The organism is Pseudenemella bisphenolivorans, assembly GCF_051133435.1.
In the GTDB taxonomy this organism is placed as follows: domain Bacteria; phylum Actinomycetota; class Actinomycetes; order Propionibacteriales; family Propionibacteriaceae; genus JAAYAO01.
Window position 1 is genome coordinate 451,036 of record NZ_JBPGNY010000002.1, and the last position, 24,568, is coordinate 475,603.

Sequence of the window (24,568 nt, forward strand, 5' to 3'; positions counted from 1 at the left end):
GTTCAACGGGCCCGTGGTCTCTTCACTCACCGGGTCGTCTCCTGTCGTTACTCATGGCTTATCACCCAAACACATCGAGTCTACTGCCTCAGCGCGGAATAACCTGCTTTCACGGCCCCCGCGGACGACAAAATTGTATCGATATGCCCGTTAGCGGCCCTCAAAGGCCCGCAGAACGCTCGCGACCCCCACCGCTGTGGGGGGACACGTCATTATTGGGACGCATCCGGCAGTCGAATCACCGGGACATAGGTCAGATAGGCCCGGTCGGCCGGGTTCCAGACCCGTTCCCCCAGGGCGATCAGCGTGTTGTCGGTGTACTCCAGGTCGACCAGGCCCACCGCCAGGTAGGCGGTCGGTTCGGTGTCCATTTCCACAGTCCACACCGCCGACTGCGGGGTTCCGGTGGGTGGCACCCAGGCGCTGCCGTGTTGATCGACCTCAACCTTGGTCACCGACAAGGCCTCGCCGCCGCGCGGATTACGGACCGCGATCCAGCCGTGGTCACCGGTCTCGAAGTAGACCGTCTCGTGCCAGGTGTTGGTGATCGTGCCGATCACCCGGTACTCCCAGTGCCAGGAATCGTCGTAATCCTGGACGTGCTGCACCTCCACCCGGTCCAACACGATCTCGTAGGGGCCGACCTCCAGCACCGCACCGGGCTTGCGCAGATCGATCAGGTCTCGGCGCTCCTCGAAACCACCGGCGGCGAAGACGGTGCCGGCGATCGCGGCCAACACCAGCACGATGCTCACCAACCACACCCAGCCCGGCAGTCGGAACGGACGTACCGGTTGCGACCACTGTTCGTCGAGCGGATGGTCGTCCAGCCATACCCCGGCCCTCATCGGATCACCTCCGACAGGGCCCGCCAGGTGGTCGTGCCCAGCATCACGCCGCCGACGTTCTCGGCCTGCGAGCTGGGTACCTCGAACACCGTCACCACCTGGGTGGGTTCACCGGGGGTGGCGTCCATACAGGAGGACCGGAAACTCTCGTTGAGCACATGGGACTGCTCGATGAACCAGGACATGGTCTGCTCGGCATCGATCAAGGAAAGCGGGCAATAGGCATCGGCGCCCTCATCGATGGTGACCTCGACGACCACGGCGACGTAGGTCATTCCCGGTGCGGCATATTGCACTCGTCCGCCGCCGGTACCGACCTGGGAGCGCACCATGCCCAGGTACTTGTAGGTGATGCCGTCCTTCGACACGACCTCACCCGGCTCGTGCACGGTGTAGTTGGTCAGCGTGTAGCTGTAGGTCATGCCGATCCACACGGTGAGGAAGGACAGGCCCACCAGCAGTACCGCCACGAAGGCCTGCCAGCGACTGATGAACCACCACGGCGTCCTCATCAGTTGCCCCCATGCTCCGGCAGCCTGCGGACCGGCACCGACTGCCACTGCGACTCATCGATCACCCGGGGCACGTCAGCGGGTTCTGGGCCGAGGTCGATCCGGGCGGCGTCCTCACGGACGACGATCTCGGTGACCGGTTGCACCAACATCTTCAACTCGCCGATGTCGTCGACATCCACCTCGAAGAACAGGTCCTCGTCGGTCCACTGACCGTCACCGACGGTGAGGTTGCCACCGGGGCTGCGATAGAGCTTTCCGCCCGGGCCGACCAGTTTGATCGATACCGCGCGGGACTTGCCGGGGGCACTGAGGCGGGTCGAGACCACCACCCAGCGCGATTTCGTCAACGCCAGGTCTCTCAGGCCCGGCACGAGTTGGCCGTATTGCACATCCCGGACGGTGACATCCATACCGGCGAAGGCCACGGGCTCGCCGACCTCTCCGTCCCGATAGTCGAAGTGCTCCTTGCCGGTTCGATCCGCGATCACCCATCCGGTCGCGCTGACCACGATCGCGACCAGCAGCATCGCCAACGCACCGCGCAACCTGCGCCAGGTGACGGCCACCGTTGCCGACGCCTTGCCCGGACGCGGCGCGGGGACCGGGTTGTCCGAGGCATGGGCGCGGGCCCGGAAGAGTTGCAGGCACCGGTGAAAGGCCGCCGCGATGAGCACCAACCGTACGGTTTCGAGAAGCAGGCCGACCACCAGTTCCACCCCGGGCAACATGCCGGTCCACAGGATGGTGGAGTGTCCGCCGATCGCATCCGCCAGGGCGGTGGTGAGCAGGCCCTTGCCGATCGACACCAGGTTGTGCAGCAACACGAAGGCGGTCAGGAACGGCAGGCCGGCTTTCAGCACCAGCCGGATCGCGTGCAGGGTGGGCAGGTATTTGTCGTCGATATCGCCCAGGAAGGTCTCCTGCAGCCACATCCCGAAGCGCCGTCCCAGGCCCGGGGGATGTTGCCGTTTGGCCTCTGCGGTGGCGGCCATCTTGCGGAACAGGGTGAGCCGCCGGGCCCCGGGCACCTGGCTGGACAGGGGTTGTCCCTTGCGCCACATATCGGCGACCGAGACCACCCGGCTACCGAAGACCAGGGCGGCGACGGCCAGCCAGAGCAGGGGTTCGGTGAGGGCCTTGATCAGTGACGGGGCCACTTCGTCCTGCCACACCGGGCCGATCCAGGCCAGCACCGCCGGCAGGTCGATGTTGACCAGGTGCAGGGCGGTGGCCAGGCCGGCGACGGTGGCATCCCACCAGGCCATCAGCTCGCGGTGGCGCAACCAGAACGTCAGGTTCGAGATCCATCGGGAGGCCGCCAGCACCACACCCATCACGAAGAAGGCTTCGGTGATGGTCACCAGCAGACCCATCCAACGCCATCCGGTGCGCTCGTGCACCTTGTCGAGCACCCGGCGCAGCACATAGGCGCCGATCAGCACCGCCAGCACCGTGAAGACCCCGGCCCGGTTCGGGCTGAGCACGATCAGCAGGTTGTCACCGATGGAACCGAACATGGCGAAGGTGATCAGGGTGAGTTGGCGCACCGCCTCGGCGACATGACCGAAGGCCGCATACATCGCCAGCAGCGGCAACATCGTCAACCCCAGCATCCGGGTCAAACCGACCCGTCCCTCGGGTTCGCCCTCGGCGTCGGGAACCATCGCCGGGGTGCCCAGGGTGTCGCCGACCACCCTCAGCATCACCACCGCGACGACCAGGGAGAGCACGAAACCGACCGAGAAGATGCCGAGCGCGAGCCACGGATGATCCATCGTGATCACCGCGGCCACGGCCATCGTGCTCTGCAGACAGAACCAGGAGATCACCTGCAGCAACAGCATCAACGGCAACAGCGATCGCCACGTCCTCACGGTGGTCCCCACCAGGACGCGGCATTCGTCCCAGAAACGGGCGGGCGCTGTCACGCGGCCCAGCGTAGCGATATTCGGCTCAGCCGTAAGTGCTCAGCCGTAGGTATCCCGCGGGCCACGGCCGCGAACCGAGCGGCGTCCGTGTTTCCAACTGGGTGCCGCCGGTCCGAGCACCCGCACCCGCGTCACCGTGCCCTGGCCGAGTTCGTCGTTCAACCGGGCGACGAGTTGGTGGGCGATGGTGCGCAGCGAGGTGGCCCACACGGTCGAATCGGTACGCACCACCAACACCCCGTCGCTGTAGGACTCGGGCCGGCTGTGTTCGGCATTGACCTCACCCACCAGGGAGGGCCACCGGCCGAGCAGAGTGTGCACATTGATCTCGGTCGACCATCCCCGGTCACTGATCAGATGCTCCAACGCGGGGCCGAGCAGTTTCGGGTCACGATCGCGACTGCGCGGGGCCGCCGGCCGGGACGCCGCGGGTTTGGGACGTCGGGCGCGCGGGGCGTTGCCCTTGCCGACCGCGGCGGCCACCCGCATCGCCAGCTCCAGACCGGTGGGGTCGTGGTCCTGGGCCGGGTCGGACGCGGTGTCCGGGGTTTCGGGGCTCTGTTCCGGCACGCCGTGCGTGTCCGGGCCGGGTGCGGCCTCGGGGTCAGACACGGGTCACCTCCCCCATCGTGACCTGCCAGCGGTTGCCGTCGAGTTCGGCGGGAATGTCGGCCGCCACCGCTGCGGTGATCAGGACTTGTTCGGCCTGCACCGCTTTGCCGGCCAGGCGCGAGCGCCGGGTGGTGTCCAGCTCGGCGAAAACGTCGTCCAGCACCAGCACCGGCTCCACACCATCGTCCTGCAACAGGGCGAAAGCCGCCAGCCGCAAAGCCAGCGCATACGACCACGATTCGCCGTGGCTGGCATAGCCCTTGGCCGGCAACTCCCCCAGCATCAGCTCGACATCGTCGCGATGCGGCCCGACCAGACTCACCCCGCGGGCGATCTCCTCGGAACGGCGTTGCTGCATCTCGGCCAACAACACCTCGGTGAAGGCTTCGCGGTCGTGGGACTCCCCCAGCGGTGCCGAGGCCCGGTAGTGACCGGTGGCGACATTGTTGGTCGGGGCGATGTCGGCATAGGCCTGCTGCACATGCGGCCACATATCGGCCAGGGTGTCGAGCCGGGCCGACAACAACTCCGCGCCCAGGGCGGCGAGTTGTTCGTCCCAGACCTCCAGGGTCGGCAGGGCGTGCGGATCAGGTGCCCGGTTGCCCTTGCCGCCGATCACCTTCAGCAGGGCGGTGCGCTGTTTCAGCACCTTGTCGTAGTCGGCGCGAACTCCGGCCATCCGCGGCCAGCGTGTGGTGACCACGTGGTCGAGAAAGCGTCGGCGTTGGCCCGGGTCGCCCTTGATGATGGCCAGGTCTTCGGGTGAGAACACCACGCTGCGCAGAACTCCGACCAGTTCCCGCGCCCGCGGCAGCGGCGCACGGTTGAGTTTCGCGCGGTTCGATTTGCCCGGCCAGATCTCCAGTTCGAGCACCAGCGCACGGTCGTCGTCGCGGCCGGCGCGCACCCGGGCCCGCACCACGGCGCGTTCGGCACCGGCCCGCACCAGGGGTTCATCACTGCTGACCCGGTGGGAGGCGCCGGTGGACAGGTATTCCACCGCTTCGACCAGGTTGGTCTTGCCCTGGCCGTTGGCACCGACGAAGGTGCACACCCCCGGGGTGAGCTCGAGTTCGGCTTCGGGGTAGGAGCGGAAGTCGGCCAGCGTCAGATGGTCGACGAACACTCAGTGATCACCCCGTTCGCTCAACTCGGCAGACGCATCAACATGATCACGTGCCGGTAGTCGGTCAACGGATCGGCGTCCAGCGAGGTCAGACCGGTCAGCAGGCAGGGTTTGCCGGCCGCGGTGAAGGAGAAATGGACGTACGGGGTGCTCAACGCGCCCAGGGCGTCGAGCAGGTAGGTGGGGTTGAAGCCGGCCGCGTCCAGGACGGGTTCGCTGTTGCCGTGCAGGTCGACCACGGCCTCGAGGGATTCCGAGGCCTGGGCCTGGTCGCCGGTCGCGGCCTCCAGGGTGATGGTCTGCTCCCCCATCAGCATTCGCAGCGGGGTGTTGCGGTCGGCCACCAGGGCCACGCGCTTGGCGGCATCGATGATGTCGTGGGTATTGCCACGCACCGACAACAAGGGCTGGATCGACATCAGGTGGCGCACCTTGGGGAACTCCCCGTCCAGCAGCCGGGTGGTGATTTGACGTTCGCCACCGGGCCCGTCGCCCTCGAAACCGATCAGACCCTCGCCCACCCCGGCCTGGGACAGGCTGACGGTCACCTTCTCACCCGAGGTCATCGACTTCGAGGTCTCGGCCAGCACCTTGGCCGGCACCAGGGCGGCCCCGGTGGCCTGGGTGTCGGTCGGCTGCCAGGTGAGTTCCTTCAGGGCCATCCGGTAGCGGTCGGTGGCCAGCAACGACACCGTTTCGCCGTCGATCTCGACCCGCACGCCGGTGAACACCGGCAACAACTCGTCGCGTCCGGCGGCAACGACGACCTGGGAGACCGCTTCGGCGAAATCCTGGCTCGGCACCGAACCCGAGGCCTCCGGCATCGCCGGCAGGGCCGGGTACTCCTCCACCGGCAGCAGTTGGAGGGTGAACCGCGCCGGCCCGCAGATCAGTTCCATCCTGGTGTCGTCGGTGGAGATCTCCACCGGCTTGTTCGGCAGCGACCGCGAGATATCGGCGAGCAACCGTCCCGACACCAGGGCCTGACCCTCGTCGCTGACCTGGGCGGGCACGGTGATCCGGGCCGAGGTTTCGTAGTCGAAGCTCGACCAGACCACCCCATTGCTGTCGGCCCGCATCAGCAGGCCGGCCAGGATCGGAGCCGCAGGACGAGTCGGAAGCGTTCGGGCCGCCCACTGGACAGCTTCGGCCAGTACATCTCGCTCCAAGCGGATCTTCACGATGTGTCTCCTGCCCTCGGTCGGTGCCGGGGTTGATTCGATGGTGATGCGGTGCGTCGTCCCCCGGGCGGGGGTGAGCCGATGATATCGGAACAGGTGGAGGGCTGTGTGGGGCCGGGCACGGAAGCGACAAGCAGTGCTGACGATGGGCCCGGACGGGAGTTATCCACGGTTTTCGGCCGACCTGCTTTGAAGCTCGATCGATCAATTCCAATTCTCTACGTAGTCATAGCTGCTGTGAATTCTGGGGATAACCGCTGTTCACCGTAGTCGATCGGCGATCGGTGATGTGTACGTGGATGGGTGCAAGTCGAAATCACACGGGTGAAAGATGCGGACAGAATGAATTACAGGCATGTCCTTCCCCAGCCCGAGCCCACTTGCTCACGTCGCTGTTCACAAGCTCGTGCACAACGATGTGGCCTCGTGTGGGCACCAAAAAACCCGACCCTGTGGGGTCGGGTTGGCAGGGGTGGCGGGCTGCTCAGTTCTGGCCGGCTGCGCGTTGCTTGATCCGGTTGGTGAGCTCGCTGATCTGGTTGTAGAGACTGCGCCGCTCACCGAGCAGCTTGCGAATCTTGCGTTCGGCGTACATCACCGTGGTGTGGTCGCGTCCGCCGAACTGTTGCCCGATCTTGGGCAGCGACAGGTCGGTCAACTCCCGGCACAGGTACATCGCGACCTGGCGGGCATTGGACAAGGTCTGGGTACGGCTCGGGCCGCACAGATCGTCCAGGGTGACGTCGAAGTAGTTCGCCGACTCGGCCATGATCAACTGCGAGGTGATCTCGGTGTCGGCACTGTCGGAGATGAGGTCCTTCAGCACCGCCTCGGCCAGGGCCAGGTCGACCGGCTGCTGATTCAGGCTGGCATATGCGGTGACCCGGATCAGGGCACCTTCGAGTTCACGAATGTTGGTGCGAATCCGTGAGGCGATGAACTCCAGCACCTCCGAGCCGACCGCGAGTCGGTCCTGGGCGGCCTTCTTGCGCAGAATCGCCTGCCGGGTCTCCAGGTCGGGCGGCTGGACGTCGGTGATCAGCCCCCACTCGAAGCGGCTGCGCAACCGCGGTTCCAGCGCCTGCAACAACTTCGGCGGACGATCGGAGGTCATCACGATCTGTTTCTGGGCGTTGTGCAGGGTGTTGAAGGTGTGGAAGAACTCCTCCTGCATCTGCACCGTGCGCTCCAGGAACTGGATGTCGTCGATCAACAGCACATCGACATCGCGGTAGCGTTCCCGGAATTTCTGCATCCGGTTGTCCTGCACCGAGTTGATGAAGTCGTTGGTGAGTTCCTCGGTGGAGACGTACCGCACCCGCACCCGGTCGTAGTAGTTGCGGACGTAATGGCCCACCGCGTGCAACAGGTGAGTCTTGCCCAACCCCGATTGCCCGTAGATCATCAGCGGGTTGTAGGCCTTGCCGGGCGCTTCGGCGACCGCCACCGTGGCGGCATGGGCGAAGCGGTTCGATTCGCCGATCACGAAGTTCTCGAAGGAGTACTTCGGGTTCAGGCGGGAGTCGAACTCGTGCGCGATCGAACTGGCCGAGGGGGTGGAGTTCACCACCGGCTGGGCGAATACGTCCGGGGTCGCGTCCAGGTCGGCATCGACCGGATCCTCGTTGCTGACGGTGAGGTCGGGGTCGATGGTCACCGCGATGCGGATCGGGCGCAGGTAGATACCGCCGAGGATCTGTTCGATGTCCGGACGCAGTCGATCTTCGATCCGGTCCCGGGTGAAGTTGTTCGGGACGGCGAGCACCAGGGTGTCGTCGTATTGCGTCATCGGACGCGAGGAACGAATCCAGTGCTGGTTGGAGCGATCGATTTGTTCGGAGACCTTATTCCACGCTTCGGCTAAGAAGTCGTCCGCTTCGGTCACTCGGCGCTCCGGAGAAAATCGTTCTGAGGGACCGGTTCCACCGGCCCGCGTACTGGCGGTCACTGTACACGATCCACAAGGTTGTCCACAGGGTGTGCACAAACAGCCCGGCCGTCCTGTCGGAGCGCACTTGTGGTGTGCCTGCCGGACTGCCGGGTGGGACTAACGACGCTAACAATGTGCTGAGGAATCCGCAAGCGTTCGCCATGAAGATCCGGATATCCTCGGCGTGTCTGCTGGACACCCCCTTGGTTCGAGGTCTGCTGTCCCCCGGCGGTTTGACCCGAAAGGTCGGGCCACGTACCGTATGAAGGTCGCCGCCAACGGCGGTGTGTCCTTCGTGCGCCCTGCAACGGGTGCCTGCGTCCATCAACCTTGGGGAGCCGAACCCGTGAGCAAGCGTACTTACCAGCCCAGCAACCGGCGTCGCAGCCGGGTGCACGGTTTCCGTGCCAAGATGCGCACCCGTGCCGGTCGCGCCATTATCTCGGCGCGGCGCCGCAAGGGACGCGCCGTGCTGTCCGCCTGATCGGATTCCATGCTGCCGGCGGCGGTGCGGATGCGGTCGTCCGACGACTTCCGCGCCACGGCTCGTGGTGCGCGATCCGGACGACCGTGTGTGGTGGTGCACGCACGCAGCGTCCCGCCGACAGATCAGTCGCCGAACCAGCAGACCAACCAACGACCCGACGCGAACATCCGCGTCGGGTTTGTGGTGTCCAAGTCCGTCGGGGGCGCGGTCGTCCGCAATCGGGTGAAGCGTCGTCTGCGCCATGCCGTGGCCGAACACCTACCGAGCACCCCGTCCGATACCCACGTGGTGGTGCGGGCACTGCCGTCGGCCGCAAATGCGACCTGGGCAACTCTGCGCGAGGAACTCGCCGGTGCCTGGCACGGCGCGGTACGCCGAGCAGGACGTGAGCAGCGATGAAATGGATCCTGATCTGGTTCATCCGGTTCTGGCGCAAGTTCATCAGCCCGCTGTACGGCGAGGTGTGCCGCTACTACCCCAGTTGCTCGGCCTACGGCCTGGAATCGGTGCAGGTACATGGCGCTCTGCGGGGCTCATGGCTGACCGTCCGCCGGATCGCCAGTTGTCACCCTTGGGCCGCCGGCGGCTACGATCCGGTACCTGGTACCGAAGCTGCCGAAGCCTGGGCAGCCGAACAAGCAGAGCGCGACGCCGCCGTGGCGAAGGCCGAAGCGACCTATCAAGCAGAAACCCGAGGAACTAACTGATGGACGTGTTGCTCACCACGCTGGTGCCGATGGGCGTCTGGGACAGCATCATGAGCTTCGGCGGGTCGATCATGTACCCGCTGTACTGGGCCGTGTCCGGGCTGCTGGTTTTCTTCCACTGGGTGTGGGCCTTCGTCTTCGGCTCCGACTCCGGCATCACCTGGAGCCTGTCGATCATCTCGCTGACGGTGTTCATCCGGGTGCTGCTGATCCCGATCTTCGTCAAGCAGATCCGCAGCTCGCGCAATATGCAGTTGGTCCAACCCAAACTGCGCGAACTGCAGAAGAAGTACAGCCACGACCGGGAACGTCTCGGCCAGGAGACGATGAAGCTGTACCGCGAAGAGGGCATCAACCCGATGGCCTCGTGTCTGCCGCTGTTGCTGCAGATGCCGATCTTCCTGTCGCTGTTCCAGGTACTGGTCGGGGCGGCCAACAACAACCCGCGTGGTTACTGGATCGAACGCACCCCCGACCTGGCCCGCTCGCTGAGCGAGGCGACCTTCTTCGGCGCGAAGATCTCCGACCGCTTCCTGCCCTTCGAGTGGCCGCTGACCCACGTCCATATCGTCACGGTGATTTTGATCATCGGTATGACGGTGACCCTGTTCATCACCCAGCTGCAGCTGATGCGCAAGAACATGCCGCCGGAAGCCCTCACCGGGCCGATGGCACAGCAGCAGAAGATGATGCTGTACCTCTTCCCGATCATCTTCGCCGTCGGTGGCGTGAACTTCCCGATCGGTGTGCTGATCTACTGGCTGACCTCGAACCTGTGGACCATGGGCCAGCAGTTCTACATCATTCGCAAGAACCCGGCTCCCGGAACGCCGGCCTACGAGGCCTGGGAGGAGCGCCAGCGTCGACACGGGCGTGACCCGGAGAAGATGGCTGCCGAGCGCGCCGCCAAGGCCCGCAAGCAGCGCAAGGGTGCCGCCGCCACCACGACCGCGACTGAGGAAGAGACCACCGAGTCGGTGGACGTGACTCCCGATCGGGTGCAGCCCCAGCACAAACCGCGGGCCGCCCGTCAGACCAAGGGGGCCGCGGTGCGTACTCAGCCGCAACGCAAGTCGCGCTCCGGTCGACAGCCGCAATCGAAGAAGAAGACCCGGCGCTAGCCGGGCACCAGACCTACGGGACGAGCCGCGTCCCGGCCCGCAGTACCCGATACTGCACCTACGTTTTGGAGGAGGAACCCGTGACGGATTCCGAGATCACCGCAAATGCGGAGGAACCGGTGAGCGACGACGTCGCGGCCGAAGACCAAGTGGACCTGGCCGATGCGGACGAGGTTGCCGAGGACGCAACCGATTCCGACAGCGACGAGGACAATGACGACGATCTCGACGACGAGGACGATCGTCCGATCACCCCGCTGGAGCAGGAAAGCGAAATCGCCGCCGACTACGTCGAAGAGCTGCTCGATATCGCCGACATGGACGGTGACATCGACACCTACATTCAGGCCGGACGGGCACACGTGTCGATCGTCACCGACGGCGACGACACCCTGGTGGGGGCCAACGGTGAGGTGCTCGAGGCCCTCGAGGAGCTGTGCCGGCTCGCGGTGATGACCGCCACCGGACGACGCAGCCGGATGCTGCTCGATGTCGCCGGCTACCGCGAACAGCGCAAGCGTGACCTGCGCGCCCTGGCCCAGGACGCCGCGGACGAGGCCCGCGACAGCGGCGAACCGGTGCGACTGACCGCGATGAACCCGTTCGAGCGCAAGGTCGTCCACGATGCCGTCGCCGAGGCCGGGTTGACCAGTGAGTCGGAGGGCGAGGAGCCCAACCGACGCGTGGTGGTCATTCCCGCCTGATGAACGAACCGCAGGTCGAGGGCCGGCGCGCTGCTTCGAGACCGAGTGCGGCCGTCCTGACCGACGTTTTCGGTGCCCGGAGGGATCTGGCCGAACGGTACGTGGCACTGCTGGCCGATGAGGGCATCACCTGGGGACTGATCGGCCCCCGGGAGGCCGAGCGGCTCTGGCAGCGGCATGTGCTGAACAGTTGCGCGATCGAATCGCTGATCGCCGAAGGGTGCTCGGTGCTCGATGTGGGCTCGGGTGCCGGCCTGCCGGGCATTCCCCTGGCGCTGACCCGTCCGGATCTGAGGATCACCCTGCTGGAACCACTGCAACGCCGGGTGGAGTTCTTGGAATTGGTGATCGAGCGACTCCAGTTGGACGATCGGGTGCGGGTACATCGGGGACGGGCCGAGGACTACCTCGCCGAGGGTGGAGAGCCGGCTGACGTGGTGACGAACCGCGCGGTGGCTCCACTCCCCCGGCTGCTGCAATGGTGCTGGCCCCTGGTGGCCTCCGGTGGAGAGGTGCTGGCGATCAAAGGTGCGAGTGCGGCCAACGAGGTGACCAAGGCCGCGAAGGCCCTGCGATCGTTGAAGCTCGGTGCCGAGGTGCTGTCGGTACGGGCCCACGCCCAGGCCGAAGCGACGACCGTGGTGCGAGTGCGGCGAGCCTGATCGGTGCCGGGTCGGTAGGCTCCCACCCGTGGAACTGATCGGCGACATCCGGCCCCGCCGTCCCCTGGTGGTGGCGGCCCTGCGCAGCGAAGTGCAATACCTCGAGCGCGACTGGCCCATCCTGATCACCGGAGTGGGCAAGGTCGCAGCAGCCACGGCTGTGCGGGGAGCCCTGTGCGAGGTGCGACCCTCGGTGCTGGTGAATGTCGGCACCGCCGGAGCACTTGTCGACGGACTGTCGGGAACATTCGCGGTCTTACAGGTACTGCAACACGACCTGGACAGCGAAGCCATCCGTCGCCTGACGGGTCAGGGATGCGGGCTGCCGATCGATCTGGCCACCCTGCCGGGCGAGGCCGAAGTGGTGAGCTGTGCCACCGGCGATGTTTTCGTGGCGGACTCGGGCATGCGCAGCCGGCTCGCACAGCAAGCCCAGGTATGCGACATGGAGGGCTACGCGGTCGCCTACGCCGCCCGTTCGTTGGACATCCCGGTGATCATGTTGAAGTGTGTCAGTGACCCGGCCGACGAGACCGCTCGAGCCAGTTGGGTTGATTCGGTGGACCGAACGGCGAAGAGTATTGCCGAAGCCCTCGAGGAACGTCGGGAACGATTGGCAGCATGGCACGGGTCCGACAGCAGTGCCGACTGAGTGATCGATTATCACCAGATAAGACAATGGTTGAGAAAAGTCGACAAAGGGGAAGACACGGGATGCGAGAAGCCGAAGCTGACGAGGCCGACAAGGTCGTGGACGCCGATCGCACCGCCGCACCTGAGGAATCCAGTTCTCCCAAGGCATCCAGCGCTTCCGAGTCATCGATTGCCGTGCCGGCTGGGCCACGTCGGGCCGCCTATGCGATGCCCGATGAGCCGGAGGAAGAAGATCCGGACGACCTTGACCCTCGGCTGGTGGAGGAACCGGAAGCGGTACTCCCCCGCCCGTCCCGAACCCGGGTCTTCGCAGTGGTGAATCAGAAGGGCGGAGTCGGTAAGACCACCACCGCGGTGAACCTGGCCGCTGCTCTGGGGATGGCCGGGCTACGGGTGCTGGTGCTCGACGTCGACCCCCAGGGGAACGCCTCGACCGCGCTGGGCATCGATCACGGCAGCGGCGTGATGGGCACCTACGAGGTTCTGGTGGAACAGACTCCGATCTCGGAGGTGGTGCAGAAGTCCCCCGAGGCCCCGAACCTGTGGCTGGTTCCGGCGACGATCGATTTGGCCGCCGCTGAGTTGGAACTGGTGAGCGCTGTTTCACGTGAAACACGTTTGAAGCGGGCGCTGTCCGGATATCTCGCCGAGGCCGAGTTCGACTACGTGCTGATGGACTGCCCGCCTTCGTTGGGGTTGCTGACTCTGAACGCCCTGGTCGCTGCGGACGAAATCCTGATTCCGATTCAGTGTGAGTACTACGCCCTTGAAGGCGTCCAGCATCTGCAGCGGACGATCGAAAGCGTGGTGTCGGTGCTGAACCCGGGCCTGTCATTGTCGACGATCCTGTTGACCATGCATGATGGCCGCACCAGGCTGTCCAGTGAGGTGGCCGAGAACGTTCGACAGTACTTTCCCACCCAGACTCTGGAGACGATGGTTCCCAGGTCTGTTCGGGTTGCCGAAGCCCCAAGTTTCGGGCAAAGCGTGCTCACCTATCAGCCGAACTCGGCCGGCGCCGTGGCGTATCTGAAGGCCGCGGAGGAGATTGCGCACCGAGCAACCTGACCACACTGGGATTGCTCCAGTTTCATGCGCCCGTGTTTCACGTGAAACATTGACGGTGGGTCAGTGGCTTCCGGCCCGCTGTGGCGCTGACGCAACGCACGGTCACCCATGGCACAATGCAGTAGCGAGCGAGAATCGCTCGAAACTGAGTTCAGGAGCGATGAGTGGCAGGACAGAAGCGCAGCGGACTTGGTCGCGGTTTGGGAGAGCTCTTCCAGCCGACAGACCCTGAGACCGTTCGGGCGAGTAAGAATGTTTCACGTGAAACAGACGAAGAAGCCCCGAAGATGGTCGATGTTTCACGTGAAACATTCACGCTCAAGAAGAAGGCCGGCGCCAAGAAGTCACCCCACGCTGCTTCAACACACCCTGCTTCCACGCGACGTGCTTCAACCGATACGCCACCCGAGCCGTTGACGGAAATGCCGTCGGGTGCCGAGTTCTCCGAGATTCCGGTATCGGCGATCGCACCGAATCCGGCTCAGCCTCGCCAGGTGTTCGATGAAGAACAACTCGACGAGCTCGCCGCGTCCATCACCGAGGTCGGCCTGTTGCAGCCGATCATCGTCCGCCGGACTGGTGACGGCTACGAACTGGTGATGGGGGAACGGCGCTGGCGTGCCACCCAGCAGGCCGGCCTGGAGACGATCCCGGCGATCATCCGGCCGACCGAAGAGCATGACATGCTCCGCGACGCCCTCTTGGAGAATCTCCACCGAGTGCAGCTCAACCCTCTGGAAGAAGCGGCTGCTTACCAGCAGCTCCTCGAAGACTTCGCCTGCACTCAGGAGGAGTTGGCCGATCGCATCAAACGATCCCGGTCACAGATCGCCAACACGATTCGTCTGCTGAAGCTGCCACCCACGGTGCAACGCCGGGTCGCGGCAGGAGTGTTGAGCGCCGGTCACGCCCGAGCCCTGCTGGGGCTCACCAACAGCGTGGCCCAGGAGCAACTGGCCCAGCGCATCGTGGCAGAGGGACTCTCGGTGCGGGCAACAGAAGAACTGGTGACCCTCAACGATTCGCTCGACACTCCGCGGGTACCACGCCCACGCCGAGAGCGATCGGAGCGGGCGATCGAACTGTCGGACTCCCTGTCCGACTACTTCGAAACCAAGGCCAAGGTGGACATCGGCCGCAAGAACCGCGGCAAGATCACCATCGAGTTCGCGAACGAGGACGACCTGGAACGCATCCTGAACATCATGCGACCCCAGCAGTAATAGAACTCACTCACTATTCTCCTGAAGCCTGCTCGATGGCATCCGAGTCGGTGGAACCGACCTGGGCGCTCTTGCGTCGAGCCTGCTTGGTTTCGGCGGCAGCAATGCGGCGTCGAACATCCTTGGTGGCGAAATGTTCGGCAACGAAGGACAGGAAGGGCACCGTACCGGCCAGGGCGATCTTGATGAACCAGCCCCAGTCCCACTTGGCCTTGTACTTCAGGTTGAACGCGGCGATCAGCAAAAGCACGTAGAGCCAACCGTGCGGGACACCGGTCCAGGTCACGACACGGCCGTCACCCAAGCCGTACTTCAACGGCATACCGACCAATACCAGCACGGCCAGCAGAACGCCCACCACCCACGCCATGATGCGGTAAAAGAGCAGGGCCTTCTTGGTTGCCGGGATATCCACGTTCAGCTCCTCGTCGACTCGGGAGTGTCCCGAGCCTCGTCATCTTCGAAATCGTCATCATCATCGGCAGGCGCCTCCACCAAACCGGATTCGATCAGCTGGCGCCGCCGCTCTTTCACACCGAGGTCACGAGCCACGTAGATCGAGAACCCCAGGGCGAAGGCGGCAAACACCCACCATTGCACCGCGTACCCGCTGTTGCGGGCACTACCACCGGACGACGGCAGATCGAGGGGCGCCTCGGCCAGACCCTGCTCGGCCGAAATCTCCGGCGGCAGGGTCACGTACCCGGGCACGATCGGTTGATCCCAGACCGTTGCCAGGTGGGGGAGTCGCACCGAGCCGGCCTGACCGGGTGGATAGTCCCCGGGCACGTGCAACTCCGAGGCCAGCAGTACCCCCGAGCCCCGTTGTTCCCCGGACGGGGGAGCAGGTGCCCGATCGTTTTCGGTGACGCCTCGCACCACCGGGACCACGGAACCGTCCGGTCTCTCCAGAGCGGTCAGCACCCGGTACGTGCCCTTCTTCTCCGCAATCGGAATCAACAACTGTTGCTCGGGCAGATACTCGCCCACGAACGTCACGGTGCGGCCGTAGCCGTCGCGCACTTCCTCGCCCACCGGAGCGACATCGGCCAGTGGTACGGCCGGTTCGGCCATCCGGGCCCGAGCGCCGGAATCACCTTGGCTCTGGAAGACCTCCATCTGCCACAGACCCAAGAAAACCATTACTGAAGCAATAATGGCGCCGGCGGACACCAGCAGAACCTGCCACAGTCGGGTCATGTGGTGCTTTCAGGCGAATCGGAATTCTCGGTGGATTCGCTGCCCGGCTGATGCCGGCGGGCGTGCTGCACCAGATCGGAGCAGACCTGACCCAGATCGAGGCCGGCGGCCTCCAGTGCCAGTGGCACCAGGGAGGTTTCGGTCATCCCGGGGGCCACGTTGATCTCGAGCAGGTGGGGCACCCCGTCCCGAATGATCATGTCGGCGCGGCTCAGTTGAACCAGGCCGAAGTGCTCATGGCCCGCCACCGCCACCTCCGCGGCCGCCCGGGCGACGTCCGGGTCGAGTTCGGCCGGCACCAGGAAGCGCGTCGAACCGGCGGTGTAGCGCGCGGCATAGTCGTAGACGCCCGAATCGGGCCGGATCTCCACCGCGGGCAGGGCTTCGGGGCCGTCTCCGCGGTCGAGCACCGCGATCGCCACCTCGGTACCGTCGATGTACTCCTCGATCACCGCCACCTGGCCATAGGCGTAAGCCCCGACCATCGCAGCGGGCACCTCGTCGATGGTGTTCACCTTGCTGCAGCCCAGGGCTGATCCGGAGCGGGCGGGCTTGACCATCATCGGAAAGCCGATGCGTTCGGCCATCGCCTCGATCAGGGCCCGGGCACCGAGTTCGCGGAAGATCTCGTGGGGCAGCGCGACCTGGGCCGGCACAGTGAAGCCCTGGTGGGCCAGAATCGGCAGCGCGATCGACTTGTCGAAGGACACCCGGCTGCTTGCTCCGCCGGCGCCGACGAAGGGCACACCGAGCAGGCCCAGCACCTCGCGCAGCGAGCCGTCCTCGCCGGTTTCGCCGTGCAGCAGGGGAAAGATCACCGGGTCGTCGACCGAGGCGATGGTGTTCAACAGGTCGGAGTTCAGGTCCGACTCGATGACGTCATAGCCCTCGTTGCGCAGGGCGGTGGCCACCCGGCGTCCCGAACGCAACGAGACATCGCGTTCGTGCGAGAGGCCGCCGGCGAGCACGATCACGGTGGGAGACATGGCAGTACTTCCTTAGAGCTGGTCGGGGCCGGGGCCGATGGTGCGGGTGCGCAAACCGGAGGTGCGAACCCCGAAGGTCTCGTTGACCACCGCTTCGCGCATCAGCACATCACCCAGCCTACGTACCCCTTCCCTGATCGCCTCCGGTGGCGGATAACAGAACGAGAGCCGGATGTTGCGGCTGCCGAGCCCGTCGGCATAGAAGGCCGTACCGGGGGTGTAGGCGACCCGGGCGGTCACGGCCCGGGGGAGCATCGCCTGGGAGTCGAAGCCCTCGGGCAGGGTCAGCCAGACGAAGAATCCACCGGCCGGATCCGTCCAGGTGGTACCGGCGGGCATGTGGTCGGGCAGCATCGCCAACATCGCGTCGCGACGCTCGCGGTACATGTTCTTGAAGGACGTGATCTGACCCTGCCAGTCATGGTTGTCGAGGTACTGCGCGATGGCGTACTGGCTGAACACCGGGGGACACAGGGTGGACGACTCCTGAGCCAACACCAGTTTCTCGCGCACCGCGTGCGGGGCGAGCACCCAGCCGACCCGAAAACCCGGGGCGAAGGTCTTGGAGAACGAACCCAGGTACAGCACGTTGTCGGCGTCCAGGGAGCGCAGCGCCGGCACCGGGTCGGAATCCAGGTTGAGCAGACCGTAGGGGTTGTCCTCCACGATCAGGATGTCGCACTCGCGCGCCGCCTCGACCACCTGCCGGCGACGCTCCATGCTCATCAGCACACCGGCCGGATTGTTGAAGTTCGGCACGGTGTAGAGAAACTTCGGGGTTCGGCCCTGGGAGCGCAGGGTGGCGACCGCCTCGCGCAGGGCATCGGGTTGCAGACCCTGGTCGTCGATGGCGACGTGCACCACATCGGTTTGGTAGGACGCGAAGGTACCCAGCGCTCCGACATAGCTCGGCGCCTCGGCCAGCACCACATCGCCCGGGTCGCAGAAGATCTTGGTGATCAGGTCCAGCCCCTGTTGGGAGCCGACGGTGATGATCACATCGTCGGGGTGGCCGTTGATGCTTTCGAGCTTCATCACCTCGGTGATCTTCTCGCGCAGAAACGGTTCGCCCTGTCCCGAGCCGTACTGCATCGCCCGGGCACCCTGCTCGACGATCAGGTCGTGGAGTTGGGTTGCGACCTCGGCCAGCGGCAGGTCGGTGATGTTCGGCATCCCACCGGCCAGGGAAACGACCTCGGGCCGGTTGGCGACCGCAAAAAGAGCTCGGACGGCCGAGGCGTGCATCCCGTGCGTCCTGGCCGCATATCGATCCACGTAGTGATCAAGTCGCGTGTCGTGCCGGACGGGTTCGGGAGTATCCACGCCGCTCAGTCTAATCCCGCCGTCCGGGACGGCTCAGACCTCCGCCAATCGGGCAGCAGCCTGGCGCACCCGCATGATCACCGGTTCCTCGTCCAGCCCGTCCAGCGCGACCAGTCCGACCGAGCATTCCAGCATCATGTCCGGGCCCTGATCGGAGTGAAACCCCACCGCCATACCGACCGCCCCGGGCTCCAGGTGGCCCCGGGTGATCGCGTAACCACGTTCGCGGGCCAAGCGTACGTCCTCGGAATCGTCATCGGACGGCGCGCGCGCGGCCAGGATCGCGATGCCGGCGGCACCGGTGTTCAGGCTGTGCCGGCTGCCGACCCGGTAGCCGACCCGAATCACCAGATCGTCCGGCTCGGCGGTGTTGACCACCACACACTGGTCGCCATCGGCAACGGCCACGAAGCACGTGGCGCCACTGAAATCGGCCAGTTCGGACAGCACGCCCTCCGATACGCCGTGGTTGAGTTGCGGGGCGAAGCGGGCCGCGAGGGTGACGACATGCCCACCGAGCCGAACCCGACCCTTCTCGAGCGCGACCATCCCGAACCCGCACAGTTCGTGCACCAGTTCGTGGGTGTCGGCCTCGGAGTAATCCAAAGCCTGGGCAAGCTGTTGCACGGTAATACCGGTGCGGTGCCTCGAAATCAGATCGAGAACCTGCAATCCACGGTGCAACGAGTTCGGCAACCGAGCCTCCCCGGAAACCCCCTCAGCCCTCATGAAACCCCCTCATGAAAGACACAGCCCTTCATCCAAGAAACAGCGCCGCTTCATGGTCGTCCCGGGGTTCCTTCAGTTTAGGGCCGCGCCACCCCGGCGGGCTCGCTGACTCGTCCGGCGGGTTCGGGATTGGTCGGGCCTGTCAGGGGCACCCAGAGTCGCTGCCACCAGCCGACCAGATCGGGCAGTCGCAGGGTGTGGCCGAGTTCGAGGCAGAGCCGGGGACGGGTGGGGGAGTCGCGCACTATCCGGAAACCCTCGTGCTCCAGCCAATCGACCGGCGGCAGGGTGGGGGACACCGGGCCACGGGTGCCGAAGGCCTCCAGGCACTCGACGCGCTGGCGCACCAGGTGTGCGGCCAGGCCCCGCAATAGATGGCGGGCGATCGGGTTGCGCGGGGCCACGGGAATGTCCGCCGTGTGCAACTCCATCAGCACCGCGGCACCCTCGGTGATCGGGCCGCCGGCCTGGGGATGGTCGCGGGGGACGTTGACCGCCGGGCTGATCAGGCCGTAGCCACGCAGCGAACGGTCGACGGTGACGACCACGCCGCAAAAGCCCCAGTGGTTGTCGGCGGCCGCTGCCCAGGGGGCTTCCCCGTCCGGGCGGGGGAGCCGGTGCAAGTCGGTGCTGTGCACCCGGTGCAGCCGCTGGCCCATCAGGCGTACCGGTCCAGGGGCCGCCCGTGTACGTCCTTGCGCGGTCGGGCCAGGCCCAGGAAGAAACCGAGGAATGTCGCTCCCACTGCCAGCGCGGCCAATCCGAACAGCAACCGGACGATGCGACGCACCCGGCGCTTACGGGCCGGCGACAACGGACGAGACATGCGGTCAGTCTAACCGTCGCCGTTACACCGATTCGGGGTGTCGATCCCTCCCTGCGCGGTGACTCGAACGCCGGTCTGCGTGATCGGTGCGAATGTCGGCCGGGCATGCCCCACCTGTCCTGGCGGAATCCGGGACCGTAGGCTGGGCCATGACCCCCTTTTGCAATGTGAGGAGCGATCGAGATGAGCGCGGAACAAGCGGAACGGATGCGGAATGATCAGGGCTTTGTGGCCGCCTTGGACCAGTCCGGCGGTAGCACCCCCAAGGCCCTGAAGCTGTACGGCATCAACGAAGACCAGTACCAGGGCGAGGATGAGATGTTCGACCTCATCCACAAGATGCGCAGCCGCATCATCACCAGCCCCTCTTTCACCGGCGACAAGATCCTCGCTGCGATCCTGTTCGAGCAGACCATGGATCGTCAGATCGAGGGTGTCGACACCCCCCAGTACCTGTGGGAGCGCAAGCGCGTGGTGCCCTTCCTCAAGGTCGACAAGGGCCTGGCCGACGAGTCGGACGGGGTGCAGGTGATGAAGCCGATGCCCGACCTCGATGCCCTGCTCGACCGGGCGGTGGACAAGGGGATCTTCGGCACCAAGATGCGTTCGGTGATCTCGAAGTTCTCGAACTCGGGCATCGCGGCCAACGTCGATCAGCAGTTCGAGATCGGCCACCAGATTCTGGCCAAGGGCCTGGTGCCGATCCTCGAGCCCGAGGTGAACATCAACGCCGACGACAAGGAAGGCATCGAGAACGAGCTGATGGCTCGCCTGCTGGCCGGCCTCGATTCGGTGCCGGAGGATCAGCAGGTGATGTTGAAGCTCACCATCCCGACCCAGGACAACCTCTACGCCCCGCTGATCAACCACCCGCGGGTGATGCGCGTGGTGGCTCTGTCCGGTGGCTACACCCGTGAGGATGCCAACGAGCGGCTGGCCCGCAACCCGGGTCTGATCGCCAGCTTCTCGCGGGCGCTCAGCGAGGGTCTGTCGGACCAGCAGAGCGATGAGGAGTTCAACGCCACCCTGGCCGATTCGGTCGACACGATCTACCGGGCCTCGATCGCCTGAGTTTTCGGTCGCCTATCGGTGGTGCGGCGGCCCGACCGTCGCGGCGATCACCCGCTCGATGCCCCGGGTTGAAACCCGCCCGAAGCAGCCCCGTCACCTTCGCGGTGGCGGGGCTCTTCTTCGTCCATCGCCGCACCGACCCTTCAAGATTGTGTGACATCTTGCTCGCCCGTCGAACAAAAAGTCACACAATCTTGAGAGGCGCCGCCACGTCGACAGAACTAGGCTGTGGCCCATGAACGACCTGATGGAGCTTGTCCTGTCCCATGCCCGCGCGGTGGTGCGGGAGCGTGGTCAGGCCGCGCCGGTGGATGACCACACGATCCGGGTGACCTATGCCGGGGGCGGGTTCCATCTGCTCGACATCGCCGGGTTCGATGCCGATGCCGACCCCGACCGGGTGCGCCGCTGGGTCGACACCATGCTCAGCCCGGCCTCGGGCCTGGTGCCGGAGGGGCTGTTGCCGGTGATCTGGGCCGAACGGGGCGCCCCCGAGGATGCCTTCACCGCGCCGATCGGGGTGGGCCTGGTGATCGGGGTACTGCGGGATGGTGAACCGGTCGGCGTGGCCGAAGCCGCCAGTTGGGGTGCCCAACCCGAGGAGATCATCACCGCCGCGCGCCGCGAGCTGGCCGCTCGCGAGTTCACCCCGATCCGTCGCGAGACCGAGGGACGCGAACTGATCATGCTCGAGCAGCCCGCCGGCTCGGCCAATGCCTGGGCACTGTTTCCCACCTTGCTCAAATCGGCGACCGGGGTCGACGAGCGATCGGTGGTCTTCATTCCCGACCCCGAAATCTGTTGTGTGGTGCCCGAATCGGCCGCCGAGGATTTGGCCGTCGCCCAGCAATGGGCCGCGGTGCGATATGCCAAAGCGCAGCGTCCGGTATCACCTGCGGCTTACGTGATGGATGGCAAGGAATTGGTTCGTCACGTCGGATAAGACCTTGGTCTGATCAAGAGTGCCCGAGCTCACCCCCCTGGCAGCCTGTGGGCCGGTCCCCGCGGCGGATACGCTGGATCCAGCGTCTTTTCCAGGAGGGTTTCCGGCGATGAGTTTCATCAATAAACTGCGCGGAGAAATTGTCGACATCATTGAGTGGATCGACGATTCCCGCTCCACGTTGGCGTGGCGATTTCCGCGCTATCAGAACGAAATCAAAAACGGGGCCCAACTCATTGTTCGCGAGGGCCAGGAAGCGGTTTTCGTCAGCGGCGGCCAACTCGCCGATCACTTCGGCCCCGGTCACTACGAGCTGACCACCCAGAACCTGCCGATTCTGAGCACCCTGCAGGGGTGGAAGCACGGGTTCAACAGCCCCTTCCGCTCCGAGGTCTACTTCATCAACAAGCGCCCGATCACCGATCTGCGCTGGGGCACCGCCAACCCGGTCACCGTGCGCGACCCCGACTTCAAGATGGTGCAGGTGCGCGCCAACGGTCTGTGCGTGGTGCGAGTGGAGGACGCTCCCACCTTCCTGCGTCAGGTGGTGGCCACCGATTCGGTCGTCGACATCGACGAGATCTCCGAGCTGCTGCGCCGGGTGATCACCCTCGCCTTCTCCGACATGGTGATGGAGACCGGCCTGGGCGTGATCGACCTGCAGGGACGCCAGGTGGAACTGTCGGCCAAGCTGCGCGACTTCGTCGCCGAGCGGGTGGACGACGAGTACGGCCTGGCGATCGAGGACATCACGCTGAACATCTCCTTGCCCGAGGAGATCACCCAGGCGATGACCCGCGGCGTGGCCCGCGGTGTCGAAGAGGGCTCCTGGGCACACAACATCGGCGACATGGGCCGCTACCAGCAGGCCAAGGCCGCCGACGCGATGACCACCGCGGCCGGCAACCCGGCCGGTGGCGGGATGGGCGACATGATGGGCGCCGGCATGGGCATGGCGATGGGCGCCCAGATGGCCCAGCAGATGGGTGGGGCCTTCCAGCCGCAGCAACAGCAACAGCAGCCGGCCGGCGCGCCCCCGCCGCTGCCCCCGCAGGTGACCTACCACGCCGAGATCAACGGCCAGGCCGCCGGCCCGTTCACGGTCGCCCAGTTGCAGGGTGAGATCGCCGCCGGACGGGTCGGCCCGACCACCCTGGTGTGGACGGCCGGGATGGCCAACTGGGCCGCCGCCAGCCAGGTTCCCGACCTGGCGCCGATGCTGCAGGCCCCGCCGCCGCTGCCCAAGCCGGTGCCGGACAGCCCGACTCCGCCTCCGGCAGGCTGAGATGAACAATCCGCCGGCCCCTCCGCCACTGCCGGGACGAGGTCCGGGATCGTCGGGTGGGCCACCGCCACCGTTGCCGCCGCAGCAATACCCGGGTGGCCCGCCGCCGCAGCCGCAGCACCAGCAACCGCCGGCCGGCCCCGGCCGGCAGCGCCCGTACGCCGAACCGCCGACGTCGCAGCAGTCTCCGTATGAAGCTGCCCCGTACGGAACAGCGCCGTACGGTGACGGGGGCCGGATGCCGTCCCCGCCCCGGTTGCCGGAGGAACCCCGGCTGCCCGATCCGGGCGCGATGCCCGACCCGGGGGTGCTGCACGCGACCGAACAGACCCGCACCTATCCGTGTCCGGCCTGTGGCGGCATGCTCGCCTTCGAACCCGAGCGGGATCGCCTGCAGTGTCAGCACTGCGGCACCGAAGCCCCGATGACCGCCTCGCGCGAGCTGGGCAAGATCGTCAAACGTGACCTGGCGGGTGCCATGACCGCCCTGCGGATGCGGCTGGCCGAGTTGGAGAGCCGGCCGACCGCCGACAAGGAGATCGTCTGCCAAAGCTGCGGCGGCCACACCCAGTTCACCGGCACGCTCACCGCGATGCGCTGCCCCTACTGCAATACCCCGATCCAGCGCGACGACGTCAAGGATTCCCCGGCCCGGCTACCGCTGGACGGGGTGCTGCCGCTGCGGGTGGGACACAAGACCGGCCGCGACCTGATCGAGAAATGGATCAACTCCCGTCGGCTGGCCCCGAACGAGTTCAAGAAGTACCGCACCCTGGGCTCGTTCAGCAGCGTCTATCTGCCCTACTTCAACTACGACGCCGACACCACCACCCACTATCGCGGGCAACGCGGTGAGCACTACTACGTGACTGTTGGCAGCGGCGACAACCGACGCACAGAACGGCGCACCCGCTGGTATCCGGCCAGCGGCATCGTCCACAACACCTTCCGCGATGTCGAAGGGGTGGCCAGCACCCAGGGCCTGGACAACAAGAAGGTGCACGCCCTCGAACCCTGGCCGATGGAACAACTGGTGCCGTTCAACCCGGAGTTCGTTGCCGGGCACCTGTCGCGCACCTACGACCGCGACGCCGCCCAGGTGCACGCCGAGATCGTCGAACCACGGATGCGCAGCCACATCGAAACCACCTGCCGACGCGACATCGGAGGCGACGAACAGCGGGTCACGTCGATGGACGTGCGCTACAACGCGCTCACCTACGCCCATGTGCTGCTGCCGGTGTGGTTGCTGACGGTGACCTACAAGGAGAAGCCCTACCAGGTCTTCATCAACGGCGTGACCGGTGAGGTGCAGGGCTACCGGCCGTGGAGCGCGATCAAGATCGCCCTGCTGGTGATCCTGGCGCTGATCGTGATCACGATCGCGGCTGTCATCTACTACTACACGCAATGAGGTGGGCCGGTGATCGAGCCGGCTC

General features: G+C 65.7%; 27 protein-coding genes. 13 read left to right on the plus strand and 14 right to left on the minus strand.

Annotation, left to right across the window (positions count from 1 at the left end):
- Positions 1-212: 212 nt before the first annotated feature.
- From ACR4XW_RS06920 to dnaA, 7 genes are all read right to left on the minus strand, one after another.
- Positions 213-848: a hypothetical protein gene (locus ACR4XW_RS06920; RefSeq protein ID WP_434759802.1), complete on the minus strand. Its 636-nt coding sequence runs from the start codon at positions 846-848 to the stop codon at positions 213-215.
- On the minus strand, positions 845-1,360 hold the full coding sequence (locus ACR4XW_RS06925) for a hypothetical protein (protein ID WP_434759803.1): 516 nt from the start codon (positions 1,358-1,360) through the stop codon (positions 845-847). The genes ACR4XW_RS06920 and ACR4XW_RS06925 overlap by 4 nt, the downstream gene beginning before the upstream one ends.
- The gene (locus tag ACR4XW_RS06930; protein WP_434759804.1) at positions 1,360-3,291 is read right to left on the minus strand and encodes a hypothetical protein; all 1,932 of its coding nucleotides are present in this window, start codon (positions 3,289-3,291) and stop codon (positions 1,360-1,362) included. Before ACR4XW_RS06930 ends, ACR4XW_RS06925 begins: the two co-directional genes overlap by 1 nt.
- 39 nt (positions 3,292-3,330) lie before the next feature.
- Complete coding sequence (locus tag ACR4XW_RS06935; protein ID WP_434759911.1) at positions 3,331-3,861, minus strand: DciA family protein; 531 nt, start codon at positions 3,859-3,861, stop codon at positions 3,331-3,333.
- Positions 3,862-3,895: 34 nt separating this feature from the next.
- Positions 3,896-5,029, minus strand: coding sequence for a DNA replication/repair protein RecF (recF, locus tag ACR4XW_RS06940; protein ID WP_434759805.1), 1,134 nt, complete (start codon positions 5,027-5,029; stop codon positions 3,896-3,898).
- Positions 5,030-5,049: 20 nt separating this feature from the next.
- On the minus strand, positions 5,050-6,210 hold the full coding sequence (dnaN, locus tag ACR4XW_RS06945) for a DNA polymerase III subunit beta (RefSeq protein WP_434759806.1): 1,161 nt from the start codon (positions 6,208-6,210) through the stop codon (positions 5,050-5,052).
- 484 nt (positions 6,211-6,694) lie between these two features.
- On the minus strand, positions 6,695-8,158 hold the full coding sequence (gene dnaA / locus ACR4XW_RS06950) for a chromosomal replication initiator protein DnaA (RefSeq protein WP_434759807.1): 1,464 nt from the start codon (positions 8,156-8,158) through the stop codon (positions 6,695-6,697).
- 328 nt (positions 8,159-8,486) lie between these two features.
- On the opposite strand from dnaA, the gene rpmH reads away from it, so the two are divergent.
- The 9 genes from rpmH to ACR4XW_RS06995 all read left to right on the plus strand — a co-directional run bounded on the left by rpmH (position 8,487) and on the right by ACR4XW_RS06995 (position 14,766).
- The gene (gene rpmH, locus ACR4XW_RS06955) at positions 8,487-8,624 is read left to right on the plus strand and encodes a 50S ribosomal protein L34 (RefSeq protein ID WP_434759808.1); all 138 of its coding nucleotides are present in this window, start codon (positions 8,487-8,489) and stop codon (positions 8,622-8,624) included.
- Positions 8,625-8,633: 9 nt separating this feature from the next.
- A complete protein-coding gene (gene rnpA / locus ACR4XW_RS06960) occupies positions 8,634-9,026 on the plus strand; it encodes a ribonuclease P protein component (RefSeq protein WP_434759809.1) in 393 nt (130 codons plus the stop codon).
- Positions 9,023-9,334: a membrane protein insertion efficiency factor YidD gene (gene yidD, locus ACR4XW_RS06965; RefSeq protein WP_434759810.1), complete on the plus strand. Its 312-nt coding sequence runs from the start codon at positions 9,023-9,025 to the stop codon at positions 9,332-9,334. The genes rnpA and yidD overlap by 4 nt, the downstream gene beginning before the upstream one ends.
- Positions 9,335-9,342: 8 nt before the next feature.
- Entirely contained in the window at positions 9,343-10,455 is a 1,113-nt protein-coding gene (gene yidC, locus ACR4XW_RS06970) for a membrane protein insertase YidC (RefSeq protein ID WP_434759912.1), read from the plus strand.
- 80 nt (positions 10,456-10,535) lie between these two features.
- Positions 10,536-11,159, plus strand: a complete 624-nt coding sequence (locus ACR4XW_RS06975) for a Jag family protein (protein ID WP_434759811.1) — start codon at positions 10,536-10,538, stop codon at positions 11,157-11,159.
- A complete protein-coding gene (gene rsmG / locus ACR4XW_RS06980) occupies positions 11,159-11,821 on the plus strand; it encodes a 16S rRNA (guanine(527)-N(7))-methyltransferase RsmG (protein WP_434759812.1) in 663 nt (220 codons plus the stop codon). The genes ACR4XW_RS06975 and rsmG overlap by 1 nt, the downstream gene beginning before the upstream one ends.
- A 28-nt stretch (positions 11,822-11,849) precedes the next feature.
- Complete coding sequence (locus tag ACR4XW_RS06985; RefSeq protein WP_434759813.1) at positions 11,850-12,473, plus strand: nucleosidase; 624 nt, start codon at positions 11,850-11,852, stop codon at positions 12,471-12,473.
- A gap of 209 nt (positions 12,474-12,682) precedes the next feature.
- Positions 12,683-13,543 carry a ParA family protein gene (locus ACR4XW_RS06990; RefSeq protein ID WP_434759913.1) on the plus strand — a complete coding sequence of 287 codons (861 nt, stop codon included), beginning with the start codon at positions 12,683-12,685 and terminating at the stop codon, positions 13,541-13,543.
- 164 nt (positions 13,544-13,707) lie between these two features.
- The gene (locus ACR4XW_RS06995) at positions 13,708-14,766 is read left to right on the plus strand and encodes a ParB/RepB/Spo0J family partition protein (RefSeq protein WP_434759814.1); all 1,059 of its coding nucleotides are present in this window, start codon (positions 13,708-13,710) and stop codon (positions 14,764-14,766) included.
- A gap of 13 nt (positions 14,767-14,779) precedes the next feature.
- On the opposite strand, the gene ACR4XW_RS07000 is transcribed toward ACR4XW_RS06995, so the two are convergent.
- The 7 genes from ACR4XW_RS07000 to ACR4XW_RS07030 all read right to left on the minus strand — a co-directional run bounded on the left by ACR4XW_RS07000 (position 14,780) and on the right by ACR4XW_RS07030 (position 19,830).
- The gene (locus ACR4XW_RS07000; protein ID WP_434759815.1) at positions 14,780-15,181 is read right to left on the minus strand and encodes a DUF3817 domain-containing protein; all 402 of its coding nucleotides are present in this window, start codon (positions 15,179-15,181) and stop codon (positions 14,780-14,782) included.
- Positions 15,182-15,183: 2 nt separating this feature from the next.
- A complete protein-coding gene (locus tag ACR4XW_RS07005; protein WP_434759816.1) occupies positions 15,184-15,966 on the minus strand; it encodes an SURF1 family protein in 783 nt (260 codons plus the stop codon).
- A complete protein-coding gene (locus ACR4XW_RS07010) occupies positions 15,963-16,952 on the minus strand; it encodes a D-alanine--D-alanine ligase family protein (protein WP_434759817.1) in 990 nt (329 codons plus the stop codon). The genes ACR4XW_RS07005 and ACR4XW_RS07010 overlap by 4 nt, the downstream gene beginning before the upstream one ends.
- Positions 16,953-16,964: 12 nt before the next feature.
- Entirely contained in the window at positions 16,965-18,290 is a 1,326-nt protein-coding gene (locus tag ACR4XW_RS07015; protein WP_434759914.1) for an aminotransferase-like domain-containing protein, read from the minus strand.
- Between the two features lie 18 nt (positions 18,291-18,308).
- On the minus strand, positions 18,309-19,004 hold the full coding sequence (locus tag ACR4XW_RS07020) for an IclR family transcriptional regulator (protein ID WP_434759818.1): 696 nt from the start codon (positions 19,002-19,004) through the stop codon (positions 18,309-18,311).
- 77 nt (positions 19,005-19,081) lie between these two features.
- Entirely contained in the window at positions 19,082-19,663 is a 582-nt protein-coding gene (locus ACR4XW_RS07025; RefSeq protein WP_434759819.1) for a hypothetical protein, read from the minus strand.
- Positions 19,663-19,830: a hypothetical protein gene (locus tag ACR4XW_RS07030; RefSeq protein ID WP_434759820.1), complete on the minus strand. Its 168-nt coding sequence runs from the start codon at positions 19,828-19,830 to the stop codon at positions 19,663-19,665. The genes ACR4XW_RS07025 and ACR4XW_RS07030 overlap by 1 nt, the downstream gene beginning before the upstream one ends.
- Before the next feature lie 183 nt (positions 19,831-20,013).
- On the opposite strand from ACR4XW_RS07030, the gene ACR4XW_RS07035 reads away from it, so the two are divergent.
- The 4 genes from ACR4XW_RS07035 (at position 20,014) to ACR4XW_RS07050 (ending at position 24,543) form a co-directional block, all read left to right on the plus strand.
- On the plus strand, positions 20,014-20,901 hold the full coding sequence (locus ACR4XW_RS07035; RefSeq protein ID WP_434759821.1) for a fructose bisphosphate aldolase: 888 nt from the start codon (positions 20,014-20,016) through the stop codon (positions 20,899-20,901).
- 235 nt (positions 20,902-21,136) lie between these two features.
- Entirely contained in the window at positions 21,137-21,844 is a 708-nt protein-coding gene (locus tag ACR4XW_RS07040) for a hypothetical protein (RefSeq protein WP_434759822.1), read from the plus strand.
- A gap of 109 nt (positions 21,845-21,953) precedes the next feature.
- Positions 21,954-23,129 (plus strand): SPFH domain-containing protein, encoded by a 1,176-nt coding sequence (locus tag ACR4XW_RS07045; protein WP_434759823.1) that lies wholly within the window; start codon positions 21,954-21,956, stop codon positions 23,127-23,129.
- A gap of 238 nt (positions 23,130-23,367) precedes the next feature.
- Positions 23,368-24,543: a TFIIB-type zinc ribbon-containing protein gene (locus ACR4XW_RS07050; protein WP_434759824.1), complete on the plus strand. Its 1,176-nt coding sequence runs from the start codon at positions 23,368-23,370 to the stop codon at positions 24,541-24,543.
- Positions 24,544-24,568: the final 25 nt, after the last annotated feature.

What these genes read in the sequence shown, in the direction of transcription:
- rnpA (WP_434759809.1), top strand. Translation starts at nt 8,634, where the DNA reads ATGCTGCCGGCGGCGGTGCGGATGCGGTCGTCCGACGACTTCCGCGCC.
- ACR4XW_RS07030 (WP_434759820.1), bottom strand. Translation starts at nt 19,830, where the DNA reads ATGTCTCGTCCGTTGTCGCCGGCCCGTAAGCGCCGGGTGCGTCGCATC.
- ACR4XW_RS07005 (WP_434759816.1), bottom strand. Translation starts at nt 15,966, where the DNA reads ATGACCCGACTGTGGCAGGTTCTGCTGGTGTCCGCCGGCGCCATTATT.
- ACR4XW_RS07010 (WP_434759817.1), bottom strand. Translation starts at nt 16,952, where the DNA reads ATGTCTCCCACCGTGATCGTGCTCGCCGGCGGCCTCTCGCACGAACGC.
- ACR4XW_RS07050 (WP_434759824.1), top strand. Translation starts at nt 23,368, where the DNA reads ATGCCGTCCCCGCCCCGGTTGCCGGAGGAACCCCGGCTGCCCGATCCG.
- ACR4XW_RS06920 (WP_434759802.1), bottom strand. Translation starts at nt 848, where the DNA reads ATGAGGGCCGGGGTATGGCTGGACGACCATCCGCTCGACGAACAGTGG.
- ACR4XW_RS07045 (WP_434759823.1), top strand. Translation starts at nt 21,954, where the DNA reads ATGAGTTTCATCAATAAACTGCGCGGAGAAATTGTCGACATCATTGAG.
- rsmG (WP_434759812.1), top strand. Translation starts at nt 11,159, where the DNA reads ATGAACGAACCGCAGGTCGAGGGCCGGCGCGCTGCTTCGAGACCGAGT.
- ACR4XW_RS06925 (WP_434759803.1), bottom strand. Translation starts at nt 1,360, where the DNA reads ATGAGGACGCCGTGGTGGTTCATCAGTCGCTGGCAGGCCTTCGTGGCG.
- ACR4XW_RS07025 (WP_434759819.1), bottom strand. Translation starts at nt 19,663, where the DNA reads ATGGGCCAGCGGCTGCACCGGGTGCACAGCACCGACTTGCACCGGCTC.
- ACR4XW_RS07020 (WP_434759818.1), bottom strand. Translation starts at nt 19,004, where the DNA reads ATGAGGGCTGAGGGGGTTTCCGGGGAGGCTCGGTTGCCGAACTCGTTG.
- ACR4XW_RS07040 (WP_434759822.1), top strand. Translation starts at nt 21,137, where the DNA reads ATGAACGACCTGATGGAGCTTGTCCTGTCCCATGCCCGCGCGGTGGTG.
- yidD (WP_434759810.1), top strand. Translation starts at nt 9,023, where the DNA reads ATGAAATGGATCCTGATCTGGTTCATCCGGTTCTGGCGCAAGTTCATC.
- ACR4XW_RS07035 (WP_434759821.1), top strand. Translation starts at nt 20,014, where the DNA reads ATGAGCGCGGAACAAGCGGAACGGATGCGGAATGATCAGGGCTTTGTG.
- ACR4XW_RS06990 (WP_434759913.1), top strand. Translation starts at nt 12,683, where the DNA reads ATGCCCGATGAGCCGGAGGAAGAAGATCCGGACGACCTTGACCCTCGG.